At 35.3% G+C, this 12,691-nt stretch carries 12 protein-coding genes and 1 pseudogene; 7 read left to right on the plus strand and 6 right to left on the minus strand.

Annotation, left to right across the window (positions count from 1 at the left end; genetic code table 11):
- The first annotated feature begins 35 nt into the window (after positions 1-35).
- Both tsx and F4V57_RS03130 read left to right on the plus strand, forming a co-directional pair.
- On the plus strand, positions 36-899 hold the full coding sequence (gene tsx / locus F4V57_RS03125; protein ID WP_070068892.1) for a nucleoside-specific channel-forming protein Tsx: 864 nt from the start codon (positions 36-38) through the stop codon (positions 897-899).
- 182 nt (positions 900-1,081) lie between these two features.
- Complete coding sequence (locus F4V57_RS03130; RefSeq protein WP_070068893.1) at positions 1,082-2,140, plus strand: 5'-methylthioadenosine/S-adenosylhomocysteine nucleosidase; 1,059 nt, start codon at positions 1,082-1,084, stop codon at positions 2,138-2,140.
- 121 nt (positions 2,141-2,261) lie between these two features.
- Here the strand turns inward: F4V57_RS03130 and F4V57_RS03135 are convergent, their stop codons facing one another.
- Positions 2,262-2,744 (minus strand): hypothetical protein, encoded by a 483-nt coding sequence (locus tag F4V57_RS03135; RefSeq protein ID WP_070068894.1) that lies wholly within the window; start codon positions 2,742-2,744, stop codon positions 2,262-2,264.
- Between the two features lie 129 nt (positions 2,745-2,873).
- Positions 2,874-3,875 carry a cysteine synthase A gene (cysK, locus tag F4V57_RS03140; protein ID WP_070068895.1) on the minus strand — a complete coding sequence of 334 codons (1,002 nt, stop codon included), beginning with the start codon at positions 3,873-3,875 and terminating at the stop codon, positions 2,874-2,876.
- A 298-nt stretch (positions 3,876-4,173) separates the two neighbouring features.
- Here cysK and tal point away from each other — a divergent pair, with 298 nt between their 5' ends.
- The 3 genes and pseudogenes from tal (at position 4,174) to F4V57_RS03155 (ending at position 6,556) form a co-directional block, all read left to right on the plus strand.
- Entirely contained in the window at positions 4,174-5,157 is a 984-nt protein-coding gene (gene tal / locus F4V57_RS03145; protein WP_070068896.1) for a transaldolase, read from the plus strand.
- 132 nt (positions 5,158-5,289) lie between these two features.
- Positions 5,290-5,700 (plus strand): annotated as a pseudogene (locus F4V57_RS14740) (HD domain-containing protein); the annotation flags it as partial.
- Positions 5,701-6,106: 406 nt separating this feature from the next.
- Positions 6,107-6,556, plus strand: a complete 450-nt coding sequence (locus tag F4V57_RS03155) for a hypothetical protein (protein WP_070068898.1) — start codon at positions 6,107-6,109, stop codon at positions 6,554-6,556.
- 38 nt (positions 6,557-6,594) lie between these two features.
- Here the strand turns inward: F4V57_RS03155 and F4V57_RS03160 are convergent, their stop codons facing one another.
- Positions 6,595-7,206, minus strand: coding sequence for a LexA family protein (locus F4V57_RS03160; protein WP_070068899.1), 612 nt, complete (start codon positions 7,204-7,206; stop codon positions 6,595-6,597).
- Positions 7,207-7,352: 146 nt separating this feature from the next.
- Here F4V57_RS03160 and F4V57_RS03165 point away from each other — a divergent pair, with 146 nt between their 5' ends.
- Positions 7,353-7,586: a hypothetical protein gene (locus F4V57_RS03165; protein ID WP_070068900.1), complete on the plus strand. Its 234-nt coding sequence runs from the start codon at positions 7,353-7,355 to the stop codon at positions 7,584-7,586.
- A 200-nt stretch (positions 7,587-7,786) separates the two neighbouring features.
- On the opposite strand, the gene F4V57_RS03170 is transcribed toward F4V57_RS03165, so the two are convergent.
- Complete coding sequence (locus F4V57_RS03170; RefSeq protein ID WP_070068901.1) at positions 7,787-8,485, minus strand: aspartate/glutamate racemase family protein; 699 nt, start codon at positions 8,483-8,485, stop codon at positions 7,787-7,789.
- A gap of 280 nt (positions 8,486-8,765) precedes the next feature.
- Entirely contained in the window at positions 8,766-10,196 is a 1,431-nt protein-coding gene (locus tag F4V57_RS03175; RefSeq protein WP_070068902.1) for an NCS1 family nucleobase:cation symporter-1, read from the minus strand.
- A gap of 516 nt (positions 10,197-10,712) precedes the next feature.
- On the opposite strand from F4V57_RS03175, the gene F4V57_RS03180 reads away from it, so the two are divergent.
- Positions 10,713-11,450 carry a GntR family transcriptional regulator gene (locus F4V57_RS03180; protein ID WP_070068903.1) on the plus strand — a complete coding sequence of 246 codons (738 nt, stop codon included), beginning with the start codon at positions 10,713-10,715 and terminating at the stop codon, positions 11,448-11,450.
- A gap of 103 nt (positions 11,451-11,553) precedes the next feature.
- Here F4V57_RS03180 and proB read toward each other — a convergent pair whose 3' ends face one another.
- Positions 11,554-12,687 (minus strand): glutamate 5-kinase, encoded by a 1,134-nt coding sequence (gene proB / locus F4V57_RS03185; RefSeq protein WP_070068904.1) that lies wholly within the window; start codon positions 12,685-12,687, stop codon positions 11,554-11,556.
- Positions 12,688-12,691: the final 4 nt, after the last annotated feature.

Raw genomic sequence — 12,691 nt, forward strand, 5'->3', positions numbered from 1 at the left:
CTTCGTTTAATCTTCTAAATAAGGATATTCCTTTTATGCTAGCGAAATCTTTAATCTGTACATTTACTGCTCTTGCCACACTTGGTGGTGTACAACAAGCCAGTGCTGAAGTTGGAACGACTTTATGGGGGATTTATAGTAACAACGTTATGTTTAGCCCAAAGCCCGTTGAAAATGCCTATCTTGAACTTGAATACTATGGTCAAAAAGGGCCTTTCGATTTATATGGATATTTTGATGCTCCAAAATATTTTGGTGGTAATGATAATATTCAAGGTGTTTGGGATAAAGATAGCTCAAAACTTTTCATGGAACATGAACCAAAATTGTCATTTAATCGCTTAACTGGCAAAGATTTATCTATTGGACCATTTAAAGACTGGTTTATTGCTGCTGACTGGATTCTTGATGCAGGAAATACCGTAACTTCTCGCCAAAATACTTTATATTATGGCGTAGGTACAACCATTGATACGCATAGTAAACTAACAGTTAATGTAAATGTATATGCAAAACAACAATGGGAAAATTATGGTGCCGCAAATGCATACACTTCAGATGATGGTGGTCGCTTACAAGTACAATTTTTCTATCCGATCATGACTTTAAATAATGGTGCATCCATTAATTACTTCTCATTTTCCAATTATGATTTTGGTTCTGATTTATCCAGCAAAACAGATGCTATTTCAACGTATAAAAATACCCGTACCGATGAAGCTTTTGTTTCAACTCATATTTTTTCATATAATATGAAACATTTAAGAGCCTATGCTGCCGGTCGTTACTTCCATAATGGCGGTCAGTTTAAAAATGGTGCAACCAATAACTGGGGTACAGAATTTAATCAAAAAAGTAATGGCTGGGCTTATTATTTAGGTTTAGGTTATCAATTCTAAACAATATCAATCTAATATCATGGTGTATAAGCATCATTTTATATGCTGCGCTTTAAATGTATCTTTAAAGCAGCAGTTATTGATTGTAGTTTATTCATTTTACATGATGAATTGATTTTGAAATATATTTTGCTTTTTAAATGGTTATTTTTAATGATAACTTTTTTGGAGAATCTTCTATCATGCGTTTACTCAAACTCTCAGTTATTATTGGTGCAGTTACTTGTGCCATGGGGCTCGTTGGTTGTGCAACATCAACCAAACTTAATCAATCACAGCCTACTGTTGCACCAGCATCGGTTAATTATCTGACTGACGCCAATCCTCGTCTTGGAATCATTGCAGCATTTGGGCAAGAAGCCGATCTATTGCTTGAATCAACATCAGATAAAAAAGAATATTTTATTAAAGGTCGTAAGTTTGTGACAGGTACCTTACAAGGTGCGCCCGTTGTGATTACACTTAGTGGGATTAGCATGACCAACGCAGCCATGACCACTCAATTAATGATTGATCATTTTCAATTAACCGGATTAGTATTTAGTGGAATTGCAGGAAGTTTAAACCCTGAGCTTCATGTAGGTGATGTAGTCATTGCAAAAAGCTGGATTGCACCTAACGAAGTTTATTATGCCAATAAAACCCAACTACCTGCCGCATGTGGTACACCAGGTGATGTTTCCTGCTTAGGTTTAGCCTTGGATAATAAAATTCCACCCTATGCTGCACAATTTTTTCGTCAAACCAATGTAATGAATGCAAGTAATTACAACAAAGTTGCCTTAACAACAAAAATTGCGGACCAAAATATTCCAGTTGCATTTGGTGAAATGAAAACAGATTTCCCCGTTGATGAAAAAATGTGGAATATTGCCAATAAAGTACAAGCTCAAACCCAAAATAGCTTAGAGCCAATTTGTGCAAGTAAGCAAAAATGCTATCAGCCCAAGATTGTTATGGGTAAACGAGGTGTATCTGGCGGTGCTTTTTTAGCCAATATTGAATATCGTAATTATCTACATCAGTATATGCAAGGTGATAGTGTAGATATGGAAACTGCAGCCGTAGCGCAAGTGGCTTATTCCAATGAAATTCCATATATTGCTTTCCGTAGTTTATCTGATCTTGCAGGAGCAGATCATGATCCAAATGTAGGCGCTTTCTTTGGTTCAGGTGTCGCGCAGCGCAATGCTGCGAAATTAACCATGGCATTTATAAAAGAATGGAATACTGAAAAATAATTACAATTGATAATTTGATCGCTTAAAAGAGCTTACATTATTGTTTAAGCCCTTTTAATTTCTAATCGGTATTTGCGGGTATTTACTAAAAAGACATTTTCTAACAACTCTCATCAATATCTTATGGGAGTTGTTTGTTTAATATTGCAAAGCATTGTTGCCCTTTTTCTGTACCACAAAATTCAATTTTTTGCGGATTAATCCATTTGACAAAAAATTGTTGAATTTGCCCTGTTTGATCTTCCTGAATCCCTGAACAATCTTTTTCATTATTATCATATTTGATTTGCATGATTAACATCGGCAAAACTTCAGCCCGGTTATTAGGTGCCTGATATTGATATTGCCCAATTGACCATTCTTGTGCGCTTTTTACTACAACTTCATTGTTACCACGAAAGTTATAATACTCTACACATTGTTTATTGTTAGGAATATCCATGCCCCATAAACCTACAATTTCAGGTCTATTGATAATACTAATACTGCCTTGATTATCAGCATTATTTTGTTGGCGGCCTTCTGCCTGCACAGGCGCATTATTTTCAGCCCAAATTGCAGAAGAACATAAAATACAAATTATTGATAAAACTGTCTTTTTCATGGAGTCTTAAATACATATTTAGACGGATGATTTAACTTAGCATACTTTAATTAAATTTTCTGTGATATTAACGATATAAAACAAAGTCTTCATGAACAAGCAGCCCGAAAGCTGCTAACTCAATATAATTTAAATGTCTTCAAATAAACCTTCAAATAATACAGATGACAAATAACGTTCTGCACTATCAGGCAAGATCACCACAATAGTTTTTCCTGCATTTTCAGGTCTCTGTGCCAGTTGCTCTGCTGCGGCAATTGCAGCACCACTGGAGATTCCCGCAAGTATTCCTTCCTGTGTTGCCAATTGTCGTGCAAATGCAATAGCATCATCACTTTTTATGGCAATCACTTCATCGACCAAATCAAGATCAAGATTTTTAGGAATAAAATTTGCACCAATTCCCTGAATCTTATGTGGTCCAGGAGTCAGTGTTTCGCCACGTTTTGCTTGACCAATAATAGGAGATTCCGCAGGTTCAACCGCAACAGAATATAATACTTGCTGTTTTACTTGTTCAAAATAACGTGAAATTCCACTAATTGTACCGCCCGTTCCTACACCGGATACCAGAATGTCAACTTTACCACCCGTTGCCTGCCAGATCTCAGGTCCTGTTGTTGTTTCATGGATTTTAGGATTGGCGGGATTTTCAAATTGCTGTGGCAAAAAATAGACATCAGGCTGTTCACTAACTAAACGTACAGCTTCATCAACGGCACCTTTCATGCCTTTTGCTGCTTCAGTCAACACCAAATTGGCACCCAATGCTTTTAAGATTTTACGACGCTCTAGACTCATACTTGCCGGCATAGTCAATGTGATTGGATAACCTTTTGCTGCTGCAACAAATGCCAATGCAATTCCTGTATTACCACTGGTAGGTTCTACAATGTGCATACCCGCTTTTAATACTCCACGCTGTTCAGCATCAGCAATTAAAGCTGCACCTAAACGGCATTTTACTGAAAATGCAGGGTTACGGCTTTCTATTTTCGCAAGAACTGTCGCCGAACCATTCACCACTCGATTAATACGAACCAAAGGTGTGTTACCTATGGCTTCAGCATTGTTGGCATAAACAGCAATACCAAGATTTTCAGGTGCTGGAAATTGTGGATCTGTAGCCATTATTGTATCCTTAATTGTAAAGTTATAAGCAGTAACCCAAATCATAAACCGATTATTACGATTGACTCAAGCATAATATCAGTTAATTATAGATCAGCAAAAATAAATTAAATATTTGATTTATATCAAAAATAAATATTTTTCAATTTAAGATTTTTATATTAAAACATTTTTAGACCATGATTATCACGAGTTAAAAGATACATTTTTCGCAAAAAGTGTTGATATTTACATTGTGAAAAATTCATTGAATTATGCTATACATAAAACGAATTTCGTTCACAAAGCAATAAACTATATGACAACTTCACTCGAACAATTGCAACACTTTACCACCATCGTTGTGGACAGTAGTGATCTGGATGCGGTACAAAAATTTCGTCCATTGGATGCAACGACCAATCCATCACTGATCACCGCAGCAGCCAATCAACCACAGAATCGTACCTTGATTGAACAAGCTTATGAATTAGCAAAAGCTGAAAATTATGAAGATGATGTACTAATTGAAAGAACGATTGATATTTTAACCGTTAAATTTGGAGTAGAAATTCTAAAATATATTGATGGTCGAGTCTCCACGGAAGTCGATGCCAGTCTTTCTTATGATACCCAGGCAACTATTGAAAAAGCTTATGACCTTATTGAGCTTTATAAAAAATTTGATATTGATACCAATCGTATTCTGATAAAAATTGCATCAACATGGGAAGGTATTCAGGCTGCCAGACATCTTGAAAGTGAAGGTATACATTGTAATCTGACCTTATTATTTGGTCTGCATCAAGCACAGGCATGTGCGGATGCCAGAGTTACTCTGATTTCTCCTTTTGTGGGCCGAATTCTGGATTGGTATAAAAAGTCTGAAAATAAACAAAGCTATCCAATTGACGCTGATCCAGGAGTACTGTCTGTACAAAAAATTTATACCTACTACAAACAAAATGCGATTAAAACTCAAGTCATGGGTGCCAGTTTCCGCAGTACTGAACAAGTTCTAGCATTGGCAGGCTGTGATCTACTTACCATTGCCCCAAATTTATTACAACAGTTATCTGAGCAACAAAACCCTGTAATTGCTCAACTTTCTGCTGAAAAAGCACAACAGGCAAATCCTATAAAACTTGATGCATTAGATCAATCCAGTTTTAAACAACAACTGGAAAAAGACTTAATGGCATTTCAGTTATTACAAGGTGGGATTGATGGTTTTATCAAAGCTCGAGAACAACTGGCTCAATTATTACGTGAAAGTTTTGGCCTTAGTAAAACTTCTCTATAAACCTATATCAATGTTTTCTAAAAACACATTAATATGATCCTCATACCTGTGCGAAGGAATATTCAGACTTTCACACAGGTGAAATAACCTTAACCATTAAATCTGATATAAATATAATTTGTAAAAATTATGATAAATGCGTTAGAACACGCCATTAAACTTGCAATTTGCCAACATCAACAGCAAGTTGATAAAGCCGGACAACCATACATTTTGCATCCATTAAATGTGATGCGACAAGTGCAATCAACAGACGCCAAAATCGTTGCTGTACTACATGATATTTTAGAAGATACAGAAATTACAGTAAATGATTTAATTCAAATGGGTTTTCAAGCACATGTGGTAACAGCCATTATCGCATTGACCAAACGATCTGATGAAAATCGTTTTAAAGCAGCACAACGCACTAAACTTAATCCATTGGCTTGTGAAGTCAAGCTGGCTGATTTACAGCATAATATGCAATTATCCCGTTTAAAAATTATCACGAATAAAGACCTTAGGCGATACCGACAATATCAGATTATTCAAGCAATATTAAATATTGCATGGCAAATTCATCAACATTTTAAATATCTTACTCAAGATGAAATAAATCATGCTAAATTTCACTATACAACTTTACAAGAAAATTATGCTAATTTATTAAAGATTATGCTGTTAAAACACAATAACATGAGTCTTCAACGTATTGTAAAATTTACACCAGCCATTATCCAAAGTAGTCAATATTTTACTTTTTGTCAGCGCAAGAAACTTGCTCCTCAAGAGAAACATTTTTTATTTATTTATCAAAAAATCCTGGTGAGTCATCAAAATAACGATCAATTAAAGTTTATTTTTAAACAATTTAAACAATATCATTTCGAAGAAAGTTTATAATAAAATGACTAATATTTAATTTTTGTAATTAAAAAACCTAGAATTATCAAGTAGGAATCAATAGATGAAAAAACAAAATATTCTGTCATTATTTGCGCTCAGTATAATTTTATCTGCTTGCCAGAAACCGGATGAACAACAACCTCAGCAGCAAAATACATCTGCATCCACTGCTTATCATTCTACCGTCGAAACCATTAATGGTGTGGCAACTCAAGCAGCCGACAATAAGCAAACAACACCATCAACAATATCAAATCAGCAACAATTCAATCAAGCCGATCAGAAAATTAGTGCATTTATGGATCAAATCGAAGATTCCAATACATCACAAAATTTACGTCATCAAATTATTTGTCAAGACTATCCAAATCTGTATACACAACAATATATTCCAGCTTTACTGAAATTATCTCCTAAAAATACAGACCAAAAATCTTTACTTGAACAAATGAATTTCATTTTAAATGATTATAAACAACGTTATAATATCAAATGTTCATCAGTAAAATGACTTGGTTTTTAATCTGTGACACTAATAAAGTTTAATAGTTAACGCATACGTTTTAAATTATAAGTTACAACTCCCCAAATAATCATTTCCTGTCCCTCTTCAATATAAATATTTTGGAACTCTGAATTTTCTGCCTTTAACCAGATCTTTGGAGGTTCAAAATGATGGTCAATCATCAGACGTTTAACTGTAAATTCATTATCAATCATGGCAATAATGATATCTCCTGCCTTGGCAGGAAGACTACGATCCACAATTAAAGGATCATCAATATCAATACCTGCATCCAACATCGATAAAGAGTTTGCTTTGACAATAAATGTGGCATTTTCATTGCGAATTAAATATTGGTTTAAATCCAACGCCTGTTCAATATGGTCTTGCAAAGGTAATGGCACACCTGCTGCAACACGCTCTGTGGCAAGTGGAATATGATAAATTTTATTTGGATCAGGCTGTACCGGATAAATCTTTATATTATGATGAACATCAGTAAAATCATTGGTTTTGACATTTTGCAGTAACCATTTTTTTATAAAATCCACTTGCGATTCCGGAACACGAATAACCTTTGTAGGTTCCTGAAATTGTGCCTTACGTCCTGAATTAGCTCTTGCACCACCATGCTCAACTTTCTTACTTGTAGACATGATTACTCCTAACAGGATGTTTTATTGGATAAAATTAATTTAACTTGAAATCGTTACAAATTCAAGTTGACGAACCTAATTTTTTACATAACAATACATCTAAAAGATCAATTTATCTGCAACCTGTCCTGATAGGGAGAGTGAATATGAATATTCAACGTGATGCAATTCTGGGTTATGCTGATGAACGTCAGGTTTATTTTATCCAATTTATCGAAAATAATACAGTAATGGGTGAACGCTACGGTTTATTATGCCAACATTCTGATGCTGAAGTTGCCGAAAGCATTATGACCACCTTATTTCTTAAAAAGTCTTTCTGGCTAAATGGATCAGAATTTCAGGATATTGTGAAGGGCTTAATGCCGATTACAATATAATATCGATCCAATTAAGAAATTAATTTCTCTCCTTATATTTTAGTTATATTTACTTAAGATGATCTTTTTAAAGGATATATAATTTAAATAAATTCTATTTATATATCCTTTATATTAAAAATAAAAAGTGTTAACGTAAATATAAATTACCATTTTAATAGAACATTATCGCAACATATACATTATTGTTAACTGATTCCTTATTTTTTTTCAGGATAATTATAATCTCCCCATTTGCTGGTTTTGATACCCAATCCGTGTAAGGCTTCAATTAATTTTACCGCAGCAGTTACACCATCGATCACCGGAATGTCTATTTCTGTGGCAATACGTTCGGCAAGTTTTGCCATACCACCACAGCCAAGCACAATTGCACCAATCTCATCTTGTTGTTTTGCAGCCAGACAGTTTTCCAATAGTTTTTGATAAGTTTGCTGTTCGTTGTTTTCCAGATCCAGAACTGGCAAGTCAATACAACGAATTTTTGCACATTTATGTACAAAACCGTATTGATGTAAAAGATGTTCAGCAATAATTTTAGTACGGCTCAGTGTGGTGACAATTGAGAATTTGGTCGAAACCAATGTCGCCATGTGAAAAGCAGCTTCTGCAATCCCAATCACAGGTGCATTAGCGACTTCGCGTGCAGCATGCAAAGCTGGATCACCAAAACAGGCGATCACATGACCATCAACACCTTGCTCACGTCCCTGTTGCACCAGTTTTAATATGCCTAAGGCAGAAATGGCTTCATCATAATGACCTTCTATCGACGGCACACCCTGCTCTGGAGACACCGCGATAATTTCTGTATTCTCTGCCGAAACTTTTTCTGCACTTTTCCCGATGGAAACAGTCATTGCTAAAGACGTATTTGGATTAATCACTTGTATACGCATATTTAAATTTTCCAACAATTATGTATAGCCCAAAGTAAATAAACTATTTTTATCTCTGGTTTTAGCTTAAATAAAACAGCTTTTTTGATACTAAACTCAATCTAATACTTATTTCACATTTTCAAAAACAGCCAACTACTGCTGCAATACAACATTGTCACAATAGTGTTCATAGACTCTCTTGAATACGTACACAGCTGACTTAAATGTGATATCTATATATTGAGAATTTTAGCCTGTCAAAAGAATCATATTTTTTGGCAGGCTGTTTGCTTCCGCACTATTTTTTTCTCATTAATACAATATAAATCACAAAACCAAGTCCCATCCCGATAAACCATGAAAAGTTTGCCATTATAGACAATTGTGGAATCAATACCCCCATAATTGGGATCAATGCAGCAGGAATCAAAGTATAAATGGCTTTTTTATTATATCCATTTTCATACCAATAACTGCCTTTAGGATTCATACTATATAAATCATCTACAACAATTTTTTGCTTCTTCACTACATAAAAATCTGCCAGCAAGATACCAAATAAAGGACCAATCAAAGCACCCAGAATATCAATGGTGTAATGAATCACTTGCGGATTATTAAATAAATTCCAAGGTGTGATAAAGATAGAACCGATCGCAGCAATCATGCCGCCTGTACGCCAGCTAATTCTATTGGGTGCAACATTAGAAAAATCAAATGCAGGAGAAACAAAGTTTGCCACGATATTAATGCCGACTGTTGCAATCATTAACGTTAAACTACCCAAAATCACTACAGCGGTATTGTCCAGTTTACCCACCATTTCAACCGGATCGGTAATCAGTTGTCCATAAATTGGTAAGGTTGCAGCAATACACACAACAGTAAGAATAGAGAAAAATAAAAAGTTAATCGGTAAACCAAGAAAATTACCAAATTTTACTGCTTCAAAAGACCTGCCATAACGAGAGAAATCGCCAAAATTTAACATTGGACCAGAAAAATAAGAAACTATCAGTGCAATTGCACCAATCATGACTGGTACGACTTCCAATCCTTGATATTTTACTCCTGACAAATTAAAATCAATATTGCTCCAACCTGCTTCATAAATTAACCAAACAGCCATGGCAAACATAACTACATATACAGCAGGCCCTGCCCAGTCAATGAATTTACGAATACCCTCCATGCCCTTCCAGAAAACTATTGCCTGTAATACCCACATCAGCATAAAACCGATCCAGCCCAGATAAGACAAACCAAGCAAGCCATATTGGTTCACATCAGCATATCTGCTATATTCCGGAAAAAACTTGAGAATGACCAATAAAAAGGCACTTGAAGCCAAATAAGTTTGAATTCCATACCATGCCACTGCAATAAGTCCACGGATAACCGCAGGAATATTTGCCCCTTGTACACCAAACGTAGCACGACAAATGACAGGAAATGGTGCACTGGTTTGTTGACTGGATTTGGCAATTAAATTGGTAAAGAACTGTACAATTACAATGCCAGCTAACAAAGAAATTAATACCTGCCAACTATTTAAACCTAATGCAAACAAACTACCCGCAGTGACATACCCACCGACACTGTGTACATCCGACATCCAGAAAGCAAAAATATTGTACGATCCCCAAGTCTGTTTTTTCAATGGTGCCAAATCACTATTGGTTAACTTCGGATCATAAGAAGGTTTAATCACAGCTTCTGATTCATTCATCATACGAATAACTCACTGTTTTTTAACTCTAATTCATGACTTACAAAAGAAGTCTCTTTATCCAAGATGTCATTTACTGTGGTATTAAAATTGATATGACCGGTAATTTTACAAATTAAGAATATATCTAATAAAAGCAACTGATTTTGTACAAACATAATTTTATCCCAAAGTGTTTTCAGCTTATAGTTGAATTAACTACATATTGTTGACAATACATAATGAAAATTGTGTACAATATTATTTAAGCAAAAAAGATGCCATAAAAATAAAATGATTCCTCTGGAAGAAATTTTTATAAAATATTTTAGATCTTTTAAATTTCTTAACTTTTTGATGTGCAATACATTTAGCAGTTTTAAATTATTACAATTCATAGTGATAAATGATTAAGCGATAAGCAAAAATGACTGGCAGTAAATAAAAAAATATTCCAGAATTATCATATAAATTGCTGTATGTATTTGTCTCCTTTGCCATATCATCCAGTGCAAAATTTTTATTATGGAGAATGTAATGTCATCTAACGCACCAAAACAAGACACAGAAATATGTAATGATGACATAGACCAACATGTGTATAATGCTATCGTAGATGCAATCTTAAATCGTCAGCTTAAACCGGGAACACGTCTTATAGAAGCTCCCCTGTGTAAGGCATTTGGTGTAACCCGAGGGGTGTTACGTCGGGTGTTTGTTAGATTGGCACATGATAAAGTCATTGAAATTCAGCCCAATCGTGGTGCATTAATTGCCACCTATAGCTTAGAAGAAACCAAAGAAATATTTGAAGCCCGTAGTATGTTAGAAATCGAAACTGTTAAAAAACTCGCACGTAAAGCCAGATGTATCGATTTAAATCCTCTAAGACATTTGGTCAATCAAGAAGCAGAAGTTCGTAAATCTGGTTACTGGAAAGAATGGATTAAGCTTTCTGGCGAGTTTCATATTCGTTTAAGTGAGGTTAATCAAAATAGTATAGTCACTAATTATTTACAAACACTAATTGCGCGAACATCTTTACTTATCGGAATGTATGAAATTCCTAAACATAACAATTGTTCGGTTGAAGAACACAAAGCTATTTTGGATGCAATTGAAAAAGGAGATGATAAATTAGCTACATCCTTAATGGAAGAACATTTAGAAGATTATGCCAATATTTTAATGGATGAGCACCCGCAAACCAACAATGTAAATTTAACGGATATTTTTAATAATTTAGATTTTCAGGTAAAAAATAGCAAAAAATAATGTGTGAATGATATAAAAACAATAAACTTAAATAACTGATTTAATAAACTAAATTAAAAAATTATGGCTTGAATTTTATAAAATTCAAGCTCTGTTGGTTTTATTAGTAAATTGCCATGTGATTACGGTGAATCATTTCCAAAGAACGCGCCTCACCTAAAACCTGCTTAACCTTATCAGAAGCCAAACCTTTCACAATATCTGCAGATCGCGAGCTAAAATTGATACGTCCAACGGCAATTCTACGACCTTGTTGGTCAACACATTCAACGACATCACCTCGTTCAAAATGGCCTTCTATAGCTTTTACACCAACTGGCAATAAACTACGATGATTTTGTTTAATGGCTTTGACTGCTCCTTCATCAATAACCACACGACCTGCTGTCTGTAGGTGTGCAGCCAGCCACTGCTGATGTGCAGTAATACGATCATTATCTGAAGTAAATAATGTGCCTAAAATTTCACCAGACATTAAGCGTGTAAGTACCTGTTCGCTTTCGCCACTGGCAATTAAAGTCGGACAACCAGATTTTGCTGCCAAACGTGCTGCACGAACTTTAGTTACCATACCACCACGCCCTAGCGTACCACCACCACCAGCCATTTCAAACAGTTTTTCATCCAGTGCCCGCACAGTTGATAACAATTTTGCATCTGGATTGCTACGTGGATCAGAATCAAACATGCCTTGTTGGTCTGTAAGAATAACCAATAAATCAGCGTGAACCTGTGCAGCAACCATTGCAGCCAAGGTATCGTTGTCACCAAAACGAATTTCATCTGTTGCGACCGTGTCATTTTCATTAATAACCGGAATAACATGCCATTCAATTAAGTGATTCAGTGCATCACATGAATTGAGATAACGGCGGCGATCCGTTAAATCATCATGTGTTAATAAAATTTGCGCTGTTTGAATATGATGTTGTTCCAGTATGCTTGACCATGCCTGGATCAATCCCATTTGTCCGATAGCAGCACAGGCCTGTAAGCTTGGTAAATCATCGGGACGTTGTTCAAACTGCATCCGCACCATACCTTCTGCGACTGCGCCTGAGGATACCAGAATAATTTCATGTCCTTGCTGGTGGAGTTTTGCAATTTGTCCTGCCCAATGAGCAATGGCTTGCAAATCTAGCCCTTGTCCATTGGCAGTTAATAAGGCTGAGCCGATTTTGACCACGAGTCGTTTACAATTGGATAATATCCGCTTATTGCCAGTTACTTCAATCATTTAT

This window comes from Acinetobacter qingfengensis (assembly GCF_008693185.1).
GTDB classification, from domain to species: domain Bacteria; phylum Pseudomonadota; class Gammaproteobacteria; order Pseudomonadales; family Moraxellaceae; genus Acinetobacter; species Acinetobacter qingfengensis.

Bases quoted from the DNA above. Each gene is read 5' to 3' on its own strand.
- tsx (WP_070068892.1), top strand. From the start codon at position 36: ATGCTAGCGAAATCTTTAATCTGTACATTTACTGCTCTTGCCACACTT.
- F4V57_RS03130 (WP_070068893.1), top strand. From the start codon at position 1,082: ATGCGTTTACTCAAACTCTCAGTTATTATTGGTGCAGTTACTTGTGCC.
- F4V57_RS03135 (WP_070068894.1), bottom strand. From the start codon at position 2,744: ATGAAAAAGACAGTTTTATCAATAATTTGTATTTTATGTTCTTCTGCA.
- cysK (WP_070068895.1), bottom strand. From the start codon at position 3,875: ATGGCTACAGATCCACAATTTCCAGCACCTGAAAATCTTGGTATTGCT.
- tal (WP_070068896.1), top strand. From the start codon at position 4,174: ATGACAACTTCACTCGAACAATTGCAACACTTTACCACCATCGTTGTG.
- F4V57_RS03155 (WP_070068898.1), top strand. From the start codon at position 6,107: ATGAAAAAACAAAATATTCTGTCATTATTTGCGCTCAGTATAATTTTA.
- F4V57_RS03160 (WP_070068899.1), bottom strand. From the start codon at position 7,206: ATGTCTACAAGTAAGAAAGTTGAGCATGGTGGTGCAAGAGCTAATTCA.
- F4V57_RS03165 (WP_070068900.1), top strand. From the start codon at position 7,353: ATGAATATTCAACGTGATGCAATTCTGGGTTATGCTGATGAACGTCAG.
- F4V57_RS03170 (WP_070068901.1), bottom strand. From the start codon at position 8,485: ATGCGTATACAAGTGATTAATCCAAATACGTCTTTAGCAATGACTGTT.
- F4V57_RS03175 (WP_070068902.1), bottom strand. From the start codon at position 10,196: ATGAATGAATCAGAAGCTGTGATTAAACCTTCTTATGATCCGAAGTTA.
- F4V57_RS03180 (WP_070068903.1), top strand. From the start codon at position 10,713: ATGTCATCTAACGCACCAAAACAAGACACAGAAATATGTAATGATGAC.
- proB (WP_070068904.1), bottom strand. From the start codon at position 12,687: ATGATTGAAGTAACTGGCAATAAGCGGATATTATCCAATTGTAAACGA.